Source organism: Acidimicrobiales bacterium, from assembly GCA_035533095.1.
Classification (GTDB): domain Bacteria; phylum Actinomycetota; class Acidimicrobiia; order Acidimicrobiales; family Palsa-688; genus DATLUM01.
In genome coordinates this window covers 20711-34044 of sequence record DATLUM010000094.1, presented here as the reverse complement: position 1 = coordinate 34044, position 13334 = coordinate 20711, and the positions used below count along the sequence as shown (strand labels likewise).

Annotated in this window: 13 protein-coding genes; 5 read left to right on the top strand and 8 right to left on the bottom strand. The window is 64.5% G+C overall.

Annotated elements, in window-relative coordinates:
• Positions 1 to 37: 37 nt before the first annotated feature.
• Complete coding sequence (locus tag VNF71_11665; protein ID HVA75209.1) at positions 38 to 1321, bottom strand: wax ester/triacylglycerol synthase domain-containing protein; 1284 nt, start codon at positions 1319 to 1321, stop codon at positions 38 to 40.
• Positions 1215 to 2828, bottom strand: coding sequence for a wax ester/triacylglycerol synthase family O-acyltransferase (locus VNF71_11660; protein ID HVA75208.1), 1614 nt, complete (start codon positions 2826 to 2828; stop codon positions 1215 to 1217). The genes VNF71_11665 and VNF71_11660 overlap by 107 nt, the downstream gene beginning before the upstream one ends.
• Before the next feature lie 551 nt (positions 2829 to 3379).
• Between VNF71_11660 and VNF71_11655 the strand changes: the two genes are divergently transcribed.
• Both VNF71_11655 and VNF71_11650 read left to right on the top strand, forming a co-directional pair.
• On the top strand, positions 3380 to 4084 hold the full coding sequence (locus tag VNF71_11655; GenBank protein HVA75207.1) for a hypothetical protein: 705 nt from the start codon (positions 3380 to 3382) through the stop codon (positions 4082 to 4084).
• A gap of 17 nt (positions 4085 to 4101) precedes the next feature.
• Entirely contained in the window at positions 4102 to 4806 is a 705-nt protein-coding gene (locus tag VNF71_11650) for a hypothetical protein (protein HVA75206.1), read from the top strand.
• 369 nt (positions 4807 to 5175) lie between these two features.
• On the opposite strand, the gene VNF71_11645 is transcribed toward VNF71_11650, so the two are convergent.
• Together VNF71_11645 and VNF71_11640 are read right to left on the bottom strand one after the other, a co-directional pair.
• Positions 5176 to 5391: a type II toxin-antitoxin system HicB family antitoxin gene (locus tag VNF71_11645; protein HVA75205.1), complete on the bottom strand. Its 216-nt coding sequence runs from the start codon at positions 5389 to 5391 to the stop codon at positions 5176 to 5178.
• Complete coding sequence (locus VNF71_11640) at positions 5384 to 5587, bottom strand: type II toxin-antitoxin system HicA family toxin (protein HVA75204.1); 204 nt, start codon at positions 5585 to 5587, stop codon at positions 5384 to 5386. Before VNF71_11640 ends, VNF71_11645 begins: the two co-directional genes overlap by 8 nt.
• A 201-nt stretch (positions 5588 to 5788) precedes the next feature.
• On the opposite strand from VNF71_11640, the gene VNF71_11635 reads away from it, so the two are divergent.
• Genes VNF71_11635 through VNF71_11625 form a run of 3 tightly spaced genes read left to right on the top strand, consistent with a single transcriptional unit; the run spans position 5789 to position 7486 of the window.
• Positions 5789 to 6130 carry a metalloregulator ArsR/SmtB family transcription factor gene (locus VNF71_11635; GenBank protein HVA75203.1) on the top strand — a complete coding sequence of 114 codons (342 nt, stop codon included), beginning with the start codon at positions 5789 to 5791 and terminating at the stop codon, positions 6128 to 6130.
• Positions 6127 to 6888, top strand: a complete 762-nt coding sequence (locus VNF71_11630; GenBank protein ID HVA75202.1) for a DUF2071 domain-containing protein — start codon at positions 6127 to 6129, stop codon at positions 6886 to 6888. Before VNF71_11635 ends, VNF71_11630 begins: the two co-directional genes overlap by 4 nt.
• A 37-nt stretch (positions 6889 to 6925) precedes the next feature.
• Complete coding sequence (locus VNF71_11625; GenBank protein ID HVA75201.1) at positions 6926 to 7486, top strand: PPOX class F420-dependent oxidoreductase; 561 nt, start codon at positions 6926 to 6928, stop codon at positions 7484 to 7486.
• A gap of 1281 nt (positions 7487 to 8767) precedes the next feature.
• On the opposite strand, the gene VNF71_11620 is transcribed toward VNF71_11625, so the two are convergent.
• From VNF71_11620 to fusA, 4 genes are all read right to left on the bottom strand, one after another.
• Entirely contained in the window at positions 8768 to 9103 is a 336-nt protein-coding gene (locus VNF71_11620) for a tyrosine-type recombinase/integrase (protein HVA75200.1), read from the bottom strand.
• Positions 9104 to 9504: 401 nt separating this feature from the next.
• Positions 9505 to 9831, bottom strand: coding sequence for a 30S ribosomal protein S10 (gene rpsJ / locus VNF71_11615; protein HVA75199.1), 327 nt, complete (start codon positions 9829 to 9831; stop codon positions 9505 to 9507).
• Between the two features lie 84 nt (positions 9832 to 9915).
• Positions 9916 to 11106 (bottom strand): elongation factor Tu, encoded by a 1191-nt coding sequence (gene tuf, locus VNF71_11610; GenBank protein ID HVA75198.1) that lies wholly within the window; start codon positions 11104 to 11106, stop codon positions 9916 to 9918.
• A gap of 119 nt (positions 11107 to 11225) precedes the next feature.
• On the bottom strand, positions 11226 to 13328 hold the full coding sequence (gene fusA, locus VNF71_11605; GenBank protein HVA75197.1) for an elongation factor G: 2103 nt from the start codon (positions 13326 to 13328) through the stop codon (positions 11226 to 11228).
• Between the last annotated feature and the right edge of the window lie 6 nt (positions 13329 to 13334).

The window sequence follows — 13334 nt, the reverse complement described above, 5'->3', positions numbered from 1 at the left end:
GCGCGTCTCCCGGGCAAGCGAGAGAGGCGAACGGCTCTTATTCGGTTTGCGCGGTCACCTCGTCGAAGCCGTCTCGAAGGCAGGCCATGAGGAGATCCGGGTCTGGCACGGATGCTTCGTCCATGTTGACCCCGATGCAGGCGGTGCCAGCGTGCGATACGAGCGAGAAGTTGACGGCGGCTCCCGCCAACGGGGCGAACGCGAACTGGCGAAGGACCTCGGCGCCGGCGATGTAGCAGCGCTGGTCTATTCCCGGCACGTTGGTCGCGACGAAGTCCACGCCGTACATCATCGATCCGAGCAGGGCGGTCGTCGCCGGGCCGGGCAGCCGGCTCAACACGTCGGCGATCGCCTCGGTCATCGGCAGGGCGGGTTCTGCGCGCCACTGCCGGCAGAGGGTCCCGAGCTGCCGAACCCTCTCGCGGGGGTCCGGTTCGTCGACGGGCACGACGAACCTGACAGGCGTGAAGCGGTTGCCGCCCACCGGGTCTCCCGACTTGCGGAAGCTGACGGGGAGGTTGACGCGGAGGTACGTAATCTCGTGCCCCAGCTTGCTGTGGTAGCGGTAGAGACCTCCGGCGACCGAAGCCATGAAGACGTCGTTTACGGTCCCTCCTGCCGCCGCGGCCGCCCGCCGCAGCTCGGCCATGGGCAGCTCATAGGTGTCGAACAGCCACCTGTCGCTGTGGGCCTTGAAGACGGGCGAGAGACGTTTCGTACCCGGCGTGAGCAGCTTCACCAGCGATTCGCCGGTTGCCCACGTGGTCGCCAGAGAATCCAGTGGGCGCGCGGCCGATCGCAGAGCCGCCGCGGGCAGTCCGCTAACAGCGCGAGTCCCTGCTGACATCCGCCCGAGGAGCTGGCCGAGGAGCGAGCCTCTCGCCGGGGCCACGGGCGGCGGCTCGGACCGGATGTGGCCGCCGGGGTCGCGTGACCAGTCGAGAAGGGACAGCATGAGCTCCATCCCACCCACGCCGTCGGTCAGGGAGTGATGAAACTTCAGGATCACCGCGGCCGTGCCGCCTTCCATCTCGTCGACGACCATGATCTGCCAGAGCGGCGCCGTCCGCTCGATCGCATTGCGGGCGCTCTGCGCGGCGAGCGCGAGCACGCCTCTGGTGTCCGTCCCGCCGCCGTTGACCAGGTGGACGTGCGCGTCCAGGTCGAAATCAGTGGCGTCCACCCAACGCGGCAGGCCGAAGCCGAGGCTCGGTTCAGCGACCCGTTGGCGCAGGCGGGGGAAGGACTCGGTGCATTCCCTTACCCGCTGCCGCAGGTCGTCGAAGAGTGGTGGCCGGTCGAGCAGCACCACCACCGTCACCGTCGATCGCAGGTTTGGGTCCGCTTCTATGGCCCACAGGACCGCGTCTGATCCGTTCATGGTCGGGCTCGGTTGCTGGTTCGGTTGGTTCATGGCTTGACGGCTCCTTTGGCGGGCGCGCGGCCTCGAGGTCGTCGAAGCCCTGCCTTATCCCTTGGGCGAGCACATGCAGATCTGGGAAGCGGCGACGGTCTGTCCACAGGCCAATCGTCAGCTGATCGAGGTAGGAGAGGATCCCGATACTCAGCGTGAGGTTTCCCGCGAGCGGGACGATTGGAAACGCTTCTAGCATCTGGCTGCCCATCAGATAGAGCGGGCTGCTGGGCCCAGGGACATTCGTCACCACAAGATTGACTATGGGTTGGTGGTGAACGAGCTGGCTGATTCCCGCGATGAACGGCTCGGGGACGTGTTCGCAGAACTGCAGAAGAGTGCTGGTGAGCTCTCCCTCACCCGCACTTCTGGTCCAGCGAACCGAATCGTGGGTCGTCCGGAAGCGCTCGAGCGGCTCCATCGGTGCCACTGGGAGAGGCACGACCATGCCGGTGACCTTGTTGCCGAGGAGGTCGTGCTCGTCGTCTCCCCGCTGCGATATCGGCACGAGAACCCTCATCTTGTCGGCACCTTCCCCACGGGCAGCCAGAAGCGATCCGAGGCCGGCGGCGACGGCGGACAAGACCACGTCGGTGACGGTTCCGCCCAGGGCGTGGGCCAGTTCTTTGGTCCCTCCCAGCGGCCGCCGCACGACCTGGTAGGAACGTTCGTCGCCCACCCGTCCGTTTATGGATACGCGCGGGGCTCGGATGTCCCCGCCGCCGAGAGGGCGGGACACGGCTGAGAAGGCACTGACCATGCTCCGGGCGGATCGTGCCGCTCTCAGCGGATGCGTCAGGCTGCCGACGGTGCGCAACGCGAGCTCGGGTGACTCTCGCAGGGCCTCTGCTGCGGTGGCGGACAGGAGTCCGATGCGACTCGGAACGCGGGCGGCCACGACGGCGCCGTCGTTCGCAGGTCTCGCGGGGGACGGCTCGGAGTCCATCAGCATCACCGCGAGGTCCACGCCGCCAATGCCGTCCACAAGGGCGTGGTGAATCTTCTCGACCACAGCGACCCGGCCGTTCTCCAGCCCTTCGACGAACCACAGCTCCCACAACGGGTAGCGGCGGTCGAGGAGCGGCATGAGCATGTCCTCGGCGGCCGAGAGCAGCTGCTCCTCAGTGCCCGGAGCCGCCAGGCAGATTGACCGGACATGGCGGGAGATGTGGAAGTCGGGGTCGTCCACCCACCTCGGCCTGCCCGCCCGGCCAGCCGGCCATACCGGCCGTTGGCGGAGCCTCGGTATGCCGGTCAGGCGGTCCCGCGCGTACCGGCGCAGACGGGCCAGGTCCAGTTCGCCACGGCTGTCCCGCCACGGTTGCCCGTCGAAGATCGCAATGCTCCCCACGTGCATGGGGGTGGTCGGGCGTTCCATATAGAGGAAAGCCGCTTCCAGGGCTGACAAACGCATGGCGTTCAACCTCTCGCTAGGGCCCTGACCGCACTGTGTCCGAGCGGTCGGCCCAACTACCAGAGGCTTACGGCTCTTTGTGATCTACGAGGGCGCGGCAGCGGCAGCCCAAGGAGTCAGTTGGTCTGGATCTTGATCCCTGGAAGGGATTTACAACCGTAGTTGCACGCACCTCGTCCGCAACCTCGTTCGCCGTGGCGACGAGAGGGGACCGAGAACGTAGAGTCGCTATCTCCAAGACACGCGTGAGATCGCAAGGATCGAGCGCCAGAACGCTGCGAAGTTGCGGGATCTCGACAAGAGATTCGAGCACTCGAGACCAAGGGATGGCGACCCACCGCAGGGCCAGTCGCGAGCCGCGGTGTCCCTGAGTCTCGCCAAGGCCGGGGCAGCCTATCTGAGCTAGGCAGCTCGAGATGATCTGAAGCAGACAGCGGTGGGCTCATCGACGATCTCGACCAGGGGCACCACGACGAGGGCAGTACCCCCGTTAAGTGAGCCCGCTATCCTCACCGAAAGTTGCGGGGGAGTTGCCGGATCGGAGGGTCGAGATGCTTTTCCTTCACGAGGTGCACAAGGTCGTGGGACGCAAGGAGGAGGAGTTTGAAGCGGCGTACCGGGATTACTGGATGCCAACGATGGCCAAGAGCGACTACGCCCGGTTGCTGTGGTACACCAACCATGCCCTCGGAAGTGGCGTGTCCTACAACGTCGTAACGGTGACCGCCATCAAGGATGGTCAGGCCTGGGAGGACCTCGCCCGCCGGGTGCAGAAGGGCGATCTCCAGTCGTGGATGCGAGAGGTCGACACGTTCCGCCACGACGTGGTCGGCAAGGTCCTGGTCCCGCTGGAGTGGTCGCCCGTGCAGGAATTCGATCTCGATGCCATCCCCAGTGACGGGCGCCGCCACGACCTGACTCTGTACATGGAAGACACCATGTGGCCGTACGCGGGCAAGCTGCAGGAGTACATCGAGATGTCGGGTTCGATCTACTCCAAGAACCTCGGCTTCGCGCGGTCCGTACCGTTTCTCTCCATCGAGATCGCCCTGCAGCCGGCGTTCGGAACCCACGTTCGCGGCGAGGTCGTGCTGATGCAGAAGATCCACGACCTCGATCGCCTGGAGCGTCTCCTCGCCCGGGAAGCTTCACCGAAGAGCCGGGAACCCGGGACGTGGATGCACGACGCCCTGGCGGTGCGCGATCAGTGGGAGAGCAGGATCCTGCGGACTTCGTCCTGGTCGCCGCTGTACTGATCGAGAGGAGATTGACGATGCTCTTTTTGCACGAGGTTCACAGGGTGCAAGGCGCCAAAGAGGGCGAATTCGAAGCCGCCTACCGTGATTACTGGATGCCGACGATGGCCAAGAGCGATTACGCCCGGTTGCTGTGGTACACGAATCATGCCCTCGGAAGCGGCGTGTCCTACAACGTGGTGACGATCACCGCGGTCGAAGATGGCCGGGCCTGGGAGGACCTGATCCAGCGCGTGCAGAAGGGCGACCTCAAGTCGTGGATGCTGGAGGTCGACAACCTCCGCCACGACGTGGTCGGGAAGGTGCTCGTCCCCGTCCACTGGTCGCCGCTGCAAGAAGTCGACTTGGGGTCCGTGCCAGTGGACGGGAGGCTGCACGAACCGAGTCTCTTCATGGAGGACACGGGATGGCCCTATGCACCGCTGGACGTCTACATCCAGGGCTGGTACGACATCTACTACGCGCCGATGGAAAAGACGTCCCCCGGGCAGCAGCTGCTCGACATTCAGGCGTGCTTCCAGCCGGCGCATGGCACCCATCAGCGCCGCGAGGCGATGCTGTGGCAGAAGATTCTCAGACCGGCGGCGCTCACGAAATTGTTGAGCAGGGAGGCCCGGCCGGAACAGCGGGCCCCGGGTACGTATATGCACGAGGCCCTAGCTCTTCGGGACCAGTGGGAGAGCAAGCTGCTCCGGACGAGCAGCTGGTCGCCCCTCTTCTGAGCCTGTCCGCCGGCTGATCTACAATCGTTGCACTCTCTTCCGCAATCGGAAGGAGTTGCAGATGGCTGAGAAGTTCGAAGGATAGGGCGGGCAAGTCGTTTCCGGCTCAAGGCGGCCAACGGCGAAATCGTCGCTTGAGGCGAAGAACCCCACGTGCCCGAACAGCGCCGTCAACCCCGCCCGGTACTGGTAGGACGTCTTCGGGTTGGTGTAGCGGCTGGCGAACCAGGCGGGCAGCTCCCAGAGAGTCAACCACTCACCGCGGTCACCCGCTACATGTAGCGTTAATTGGTCTGTATCTTGATCCCCTGAAAAGGGGATATACAACCGTAGTTGCACGAGCTTCGTCCTCGACCCCATGGCCGGCGCTCATGCGACCTGGACCTTGGTAGAGGCAACGGCCGTCGGAGCGGGCACCGGTTCGCCCTGCTCCCGCATGGACTCGATGTGCAACGGGATCGCATCGGCGATCAGACGCTCCACCTCATCACGGCTCTTCCCAACAGCGACGCAGCCAGGGAGGTCCGGCACGTAGGCACCCCAGGCGCCGTCCTCATGCTCGATGACCACGACATATTCAGCCACGGCGCTTCCCTTCCGACAGACCGGCTTGCCGCCAGATCGAGTTCAGCGTACCCCGACGCACCTCGTCACTGAGCTTCCCTGCGACCGTGACGGTCCCCAAACGATCGGGGTGATGGAACTGGCGATGTGAGCCGGTCTGGCGGACCAGTCGCCAACCGCCCCGTTCCAGGATCTGGATCACCTCTCGTACCTTCACGAACTGAGGCTACGAACGCCATGTGACGGCCTCCGGAGCCATCGACGCTGTTCAAACTCGTCCCGAGTCAAGCGGCCGCCTCCAGGCGGCCGTGCGAAGCGCCGCCGAAGGCGGCGGAACTACCGGGCGTGCCGCCGATCAGCCCAAAGAAATCAGAGACTTGTCTGGTTTTCTTATTAGCACATTAGCTAAATTGCGTTTATGGCTGATGACACCGGCGTCTTTCGAGCACTTGCCGACCCAACCCGACGCCAGATCCTCCAGGACCTCCGAGACGGGGAGTTGAGCGCCGGCGACATTGCGAGCCGCTTCACCATCAGCGCCCCGTCAATCTCCCGTCACCTCACGGTCCTGAAGTCGGCCGGGCTGGTCAACGAACGGAGAGAAGCCAACCGAATCTTCTACTCCCTGGTCGAGGAGCGCCTTGCCGTTTGCGTGGGCCAGTTCCTCTCCACAGTCTGCCCAGAACAGGTGGTGCTTCGTCACAGACGCAAGCGTCGAGCCACATCCGAATCAGCCGAGAACGAGGAGGTTCGAGCATGACTAGCCAGACGATCAACTGCACGATCGAACGACGTCTGTTGGTCAACTACCGCATCGATCCTGAACTGGTGTCCAAGCAGCTGCCGTCGCCCTTGCGCCCTCAACTGGTACGCGGCTGGGCGGTCGGGGGTGTCTGCTTCATCCGATTGGCCAACACCCGCCCTGCCTACCTGCCCAGGATCCTTGGCATCCGGAGCGAAAACGTGGCCCACCGCTACGCAGTTGAATGGGACGACCACGATGAGACCAGGACAGGCGTGTACGTCCCACGACGGGACACGGACTCTCTACTCACATCTATCGCAGGAGGCCGGCTCTTCCCAGGCCGGTATCATCTCGCGCAGTTCTCGGTCGCTGAGGAACACTCCGGCCTCGACATCTCAGTCGACAGCCGCGATGGACAGACTCAACTCCACGTCAGAGCCAATTCGAGTGAAGAACTCGGGGGGCGACTGTTCGACTGGGTACAGGACGCGACAACGTTCTTCTGCTTGGGCAGTCTCGGTTACTCACCATCGACACGCTCCGATCATCTCGATGCCGTCGCTCTGTCGAGTGACAGCTGGGCTGCCCGACCCGTCCAAGTCGCAGAGATGTGCTCAAGCGTCTTCGATGACCGACAGCTCTTTCCAGCCGGCTCGTGCACACTCGACTCAGCTCTACTGATGGAGAACCTCCAAGTGGACTGGACCACCCAGCAACCGCTGACCACGACTTGTCCATCGGTTCCAGTCGGAGCGGATCGGGCTGCACTGTGATCTCCGACCGACCTGATCGACCCGAAGGCCGTCACTGATGCCAGACTCCGCTACCCCGAAACCGAGGTCGCCCGGGATGGGATCCGGCGAGCGGATGGCATACGCGATGGACCGGATCTACAACCGGATGCGACATCCGGCCGCATTCAACGTGCGCCGAGATGATGCCGCAACCGGGTCCTTCGACCAGCTGCGACGACACAAGTACGGCCTTCTCGTCACCTTCAGAGGTAACGGCGACCCAGTCCCATCACCAGTGTGGATGGCCTTGGACTCGGAGGGCCGGGCGTACGTGCAAACAGGCGCGAAGAGCTGGAAGGTCAAGCGCCTCCGGAACGATCCGACAGTGCTGATCTCAGCGTCCACCGTGCGAGGGAAGCCGACGGGTCCAGTTCTGCTCGGTAGCGCGCGGATTCTGCCGGCTGACGAGATGGCTCACGCTGAAACCACGTTGGCTGCCGCGTTCGGTCTTGGCCGCAAGCTGTACATGAAGATCTTCCCGATGAACGAGGACGTCGTCGCCTACATCGAGGTCACTCCTCCAGAGGTGGGTCCTTGTAGTTCTGCGAGACGGTCGACCGTTAGTCAGCGCTGGTAACCGTTCGTCAGTCAGGGGGTGTGACTCGACAAGCAGGTGCTCCCCCTGGAAGTCGATATCGATATCTGACGATCAGCGGATAGACGGCAGCGGCGACCCACGAAAGGGGCGGATTGCTAATCATGATGCCGACGGCTTTCTTCGGCCCTCTGCAGGCCCTCAAGCTCTTGGCGACGGCTCGATGCCCTCTGAACAGATGCCCCATGCCATCGACCCACCAGGCCGCTTGCTGCGCCTGGGCCGGGCTCAGCCCCACCGCCGCTAGGCCATCGGCTCCCAGATGCTGCCAGGCAACCGCTCGCGGCCCAGGGGGCCAGCTCCGGGCAACCCACTCGGCAGAGAAGGTACAGAATCCGCAGTCGCCGTCGAAGACCAACAGCTCGGAGCGGACGACTCCCACAAGACCAGGTTACGACCTGACGTACAGGTTTCCGTGCTAGCAATTCGACATGTTCCACCTTCGTCGACCTTCGGACGAAGAATGCGATCGACTCTTGACCGGCGCGTCAAGTGCGGCCTTCTCATATTCCGAGGTGGGCGCGACGCGTTCGGGGCAGCTTCCCAGCGGGTACCGCCACGATCGTCGCTCGCTTACCATCGGCCCGGCGTCGCTCTTCGACGCCAAAGCCGAATCGCTCCTCCGATGGCAAGCCCACCTCGGAGCGGGAGTCAACGTCTTACCTGGCGATTCGATCACCACGAGCGGCTCCAACCACCTCGTAGTGATCAAGCTCGCGGTCGTATGGATCGTCGCCCCGGTTCGAATCCGGCGGGGTGTCAACGTGCGCACCGTCTTCTACGCCAAAGACGACGGCGTGGCCACTGGCATGCGACCTTCTGCGATCGCCGCCTACATGGCCGGCGAAGCTGCCAAGGCAGGCCAGAAGGTCCCACCGGATGGCTTCGGCACCGTCGGTCGATATTTCGGGACGTTCGGCTACCGGGCCGGGTTCAAACCAACCATCGAGCTGCTCGAGGTCGAACAGGACGTCTGGCACCAGCTGAACCAACGCCTCACGCTTCTCGACGCTATGCGTAAGCGGGCAAGAGGGAGGCCGGTGAGCAACGACGCCAAGAAGAGCAAACACTGGCAGGGCCTCACCGTGGGCGGTGTCGGCCCCGACGAGTACGGGAAGCTCTACGCCCGCTCGTACGAAGCTGCGATCCGCAAGCGGGCACGAGCGGCAGCAACGAGGGCCGTCGCATCTGGAGCGATCTACGGTGACCACGACCGGATGCTGGCGGCCGGCCGCCCGCAGGGCGGTGAGGCCGCCCCGTCAGTTAGTCCAGGACCTGGGCCGCCCGGCGGATCACCCCGTTATCGAGAGGATCGATGTAGCTGCGCATGGTCGTCGCCGGGTTGGCGTGCCCAAGCACCTTCTGTATGTCGAGCAGATCGAAGTAGTGGGCTCCGTCCTCGGAGACCGCCCGGTGCAGGATCCCGGCTGCTGTCCGGCGCAGATCGTGGGGGCTCATGTGGCCGAGCCCCGCTTCCTCGGCGCGCAGACGCACCAGTTTGGCGACGCTCGCCGGAGTCTTGAACGGGCGACCCCAAGAGATCAGTCCGACTCCCCCGCCGGTCTTCTGCCGGCATACCACGGGACAGTGGTCGGCCAACCGCAGCGGAGTAGCGCTCCAGGTAGTCGGAGAGCAGATCGGCCATGGTCGGACCGACGGCCACCTTGCGAGGACGCTTCCTCTTCCCGATCCACTTAATGGTCGGCTCCGGGCCTAGGTGCAGGTCACCGATTGTCAGGCGGATGATCTCCGCAACCCGCATGCCGGCCGCAGGAACGTGCACACCCGGACGAGGCGGTTGCGCCTCGTGTTGTTGGCCCGGGACTTGGCCACCCAGTGGTTGACCATGGCGTCGGTCAGGGCCCGCGGATGCGATGCTCCGCAATGGGCGAACAGGGCGCTCAGCTCAGCCCGGTATTGACGGGCGGTGTCCGGATTCGTGTAGCGGGAGCAGAAACGCTGGATCAGCCACTGAGCGCGGTTACCCGACGCTGGGAGCGTTAATTCTGTTGTATCTTGATCTCGATGTCCACGCCGGCGGGCAGCTCGATCCGTTGCAGCGAGTCGACCGTCTTGGGCGTGTGCTCGACGATGTCCAGAAGCCGCTTGTGAACCCGCATCTCGAAGTGCTCGCGGCTGTCCTTGTACTTGTGCGGTGAGCGGATGACCGTGAACCGGTTGCGCTCGGTGGGCAGCGGGACCGGTCCACGCACCTTGGCCTGGGTGCGCAGCACGGTCTCGACGATCTTCTTCGTCGACTGGTCGAGGATCTCGTGGTCGTAGGCCTTGAGGCGGATGCGAATGCGCTGCTTGTTGCCGTCAGCCACGGCTATCACCTCTCGAGTTGCGGGTTGTCAAGATGCGTTAACGGGACAAGAAGAGGGACCGCCTTGCGACGGTCCCTCTTTTCACTACTTCAGGATCTTCGTGACGCTACCGGCGCCGACGGTTCGGCCGCCCTCACGGATGGCGAAGCGCAGACCCTCGTCCATCGCGATCGGCTTCTGCAGCTCCACGGTCATCGTGGTGTTGTCGCCGGGCATGACCATCTCGGTCCCCTCTGCGAGGGTGATCGAACCGGTCACGTCGGTGGTGCGGAAGTAGAACTGAGGCCGGTAGTTGTTGAAGAACGGCTTGTGGCGGCCGCCTTCCTCCTTGGTCAGGACGTACACCTGCGCCTCGAACTGGGTGTGCGGGGTGATCGAGCCGGGCTTGCAGAGAACCTGGCCGCGCTCGACCTCTTCCTTCTTGATCCCGCGCAGGAGGGCACCGATGTTGTCGCCGGCCCGGCCCTCGTCGAGGAGCTTGTTGAACATCTCGACGCCGGTGCAGACCGTCTTCTGGGTCGGTCGCAGACCGACGATCTCGATTTCCTCGCCCACCTTCACCTGGCCCTGCTCCACCTTGCCGGTGACCACGGTGCCGCGACCGGAGATGGTGAACACGTCCTCGATCGGCATGAGGAACGGCCGGTCGACCGCGCGCTCCGGCTCCGGGACGAAGTCGTCGACCGCCTGCATCAGCTCGACGATCTTCTCCTCCCACTCCTTGTCGCCCTCGAGCGCCTTGAGCGCGGAGACTCGCACGACGGGGGTGTCGTCGCCGGGGAACTCGTACTCGTTGAGGAGCTCGCGGACCTCCATCTCGACGAGCTCGAGCAGCTCCTCGTCGTCGACGGCGTCCGCCTTGTTGAGAGCGACAACGATCGAGGGAACGCCGACCTGGCGGGCGAGCAGCACGTGCTCACGGGTCTGGGGCATCGGGCCGTCGGTCGCGGCGACCACCAGGATTGCGCCGTCGACCTGCGCGGCGCCGGTGATCATGTTCTTGATGTAGTCGGCGTGGCCGGGCATGTCCACGTGCGCGTAGTGACGGTTCGGCGTCTGGTACTCGACGTGGGAGATGTTGATCGTGATGCCCCGCTGTTTCTCCTCGGGGGCCTTGTCGATCTCGTCGAACGCCTTGAACTTGGTCCCACTCGGGTCGCGCTCGGCGAGGACCTTGGTGATCGCCGCGGTGAGCGTGGTCTTACCGTGGTCGATGTGGCCCATCGTCCCGATGTTCAGGTGGGGCTTCGTGCGCTCGAACTTCTGCTTTGCCATTGGAAGGATCGCTCCTCATGCGATTCCGGCCGGTGCCGGGTCTTGGACGCGGTCGTAAACGATAGTGGTTGTCCGGCTGCCCGCGCTCCGGGCAGCCCTGGAGCCGGCGGGAGCCGGCGTTATTCGCCCCGGACCCGGGCGACGATCTCCTTGGAGACCGACTCGGGGACTTCCTGGTACGAGTTGAACTGCATGCTGTAGGTCGCCCGCCCCTGGGTGCGCGACCGGAGGTCGGTAGCGTACCCGAACATCTCGGCTAGCGGGACCTGGGCACGGACGACCTGCGAGTTGCCCCGCTGCTCCATGCCCTCGACCTTGCCCCTCCTCGAGGAGAGGTTCCCGATGACGTCACCCATGTAATCCTCCGGGGTGACCACCTCGACCGACATGATCGGCTCGAGCAGGACCGGGTGCGCCTTGCGGCAGGCCTCCTTGAAGCACATCGAGCCGGCGATCTTGAAGGCCATTTCCGAGGAGTCGACATCGTGGTAGGACCCGAACACCAGGGTGGCCCGGATGTCGACGACTGGGTAGCCGGCGAGCACACCGGAGTTCATGGCGTCCTGGATGCCCGCGTCGACCGACGGGATGTACTCCTTGGGGATGATCCCACCGGTGATCTTGTCGACGAACTCGTAGCCGCCGCCGGGGCCGGTCGGCTCCAGGTTGAGCACGACGTGGCCGTACTGGCCGCGGCCGCCGGTCTGGCGGACGTAGCGGGTCTCGACCTTCTGGACGGCGTTCTTGATCGTCTCCCGGTAGGCAACCTGTGGCTTGCCGACGTTGGCATCGACCTTGAACTCGCGCAGCATCCGGTCGACGAGCACCTCGAGATGCAGCTCGCCCATGCCGCCGATGACGGTCTGGCCGGTTTCCTCGTCCGAGTGGACCTGGAACGTCGGATCCTCCTCGGAAAGAGCCTGCAGCGCGCGGGAGAGCTTGTCCTGGTCGTTCTTGGTCTTCGGCTCCACCGCGACGTGGATCACCGGCTCGGGGAAGTCGAGCGACTCCAAGACGATGGGTGAGTTGGGGTCGCAAAGGGTGTCGCCCGTCGTTGTCTGCTTCAGGCCGACCAGCGCGACGATGTCACCGGCGAAGCACGCCTCGCGGTCCTCGCGATGGTTGGCGTGCATCTGGAGGATGCGCCCGACCCGCTCCTTGCGGTCCTTGGAGGAGTTGACGATCTGGCTACCCGCCTTCAGGTGGCCGGAGTAAACCCGGGCATACGTCAACTTGCCGAGATGCGGGTCGGTCATGATCTTGAACGCGAGGGCGGCGAACGGCTCGCTGTCGTCAGCCTTGCGCTCGAGCTCCTCGACCCCCTTCACGTCCATGCCCTGCGTCGGGGGGATGTCGACCGGGGACGGCAGGTAGGCAACGACGGCGTCCAGCATCGGCTGAACACCCTTGTTCTTGAACGCGCTGCCGCACAGGACGGGAACCACCTGTCCGGCGATGGTGGCCGCCCGCAGGGCCTTCTCGAGGTCCGCCGCGGTGATCTCCTCCTCGCCCAGGAACTTCTCCGTGATCGTGTCGTCGAAGTTCGACAGCGTGTCGATGAGGATGTGCCGGTAGTTCTCGGCCTCGTCGACCATGTGTGCCGGGATGTCTACCAGGTCGAACTTCTCGCCCTTGGCCGCCTCGTCATTCCACACCATGGCGTTCATGGCGAGCAGGTCGACGCAGCCCTTGAACTCGCTCTCCGAGCCGATAGGGAGCTGCACGACGGCGATGGTGGCGTCGAGGCGATCCTTGATCATGTCGACGCAGCGGTAGAAGTCGGCGCCGATGCGGTCCATCTTGTTGACGAAACACATGCGCGGGACGCCGTACTTGTCGGCCTGGCGCCAGACCGTCTCGGTCTGGGGTTCCACTCCGGCGACCGCGTCGAACACCGCTACAGCGCCGTCGAGAACACGCAGGCTGCGCTCTACCTCGACCGTGAAGTCGACGTGGCCGGGGGTGTCGATGATGTTGATGCGCGTGCCGTTCCACTCGCAGGTAGTGGCAGCCGACGTGATGGTGATGCCGCGCTCCTGCTCCTGGGGCATCCAGTCCATCGTGGCCGCGCCCTCGTGGACCTCACCGATCTTGTAGTTGATCCCGGTGTAGAAGAGGATCCGTTCGGTCGTGGTGGTCTTGCCCGCGTCGATGTGGGCCATGATCCCGATGTTGCGGACCTGGGCCAGCGGCTTCGTTCGAGTTGAGGTTGCTTCAGGCATAGCGAT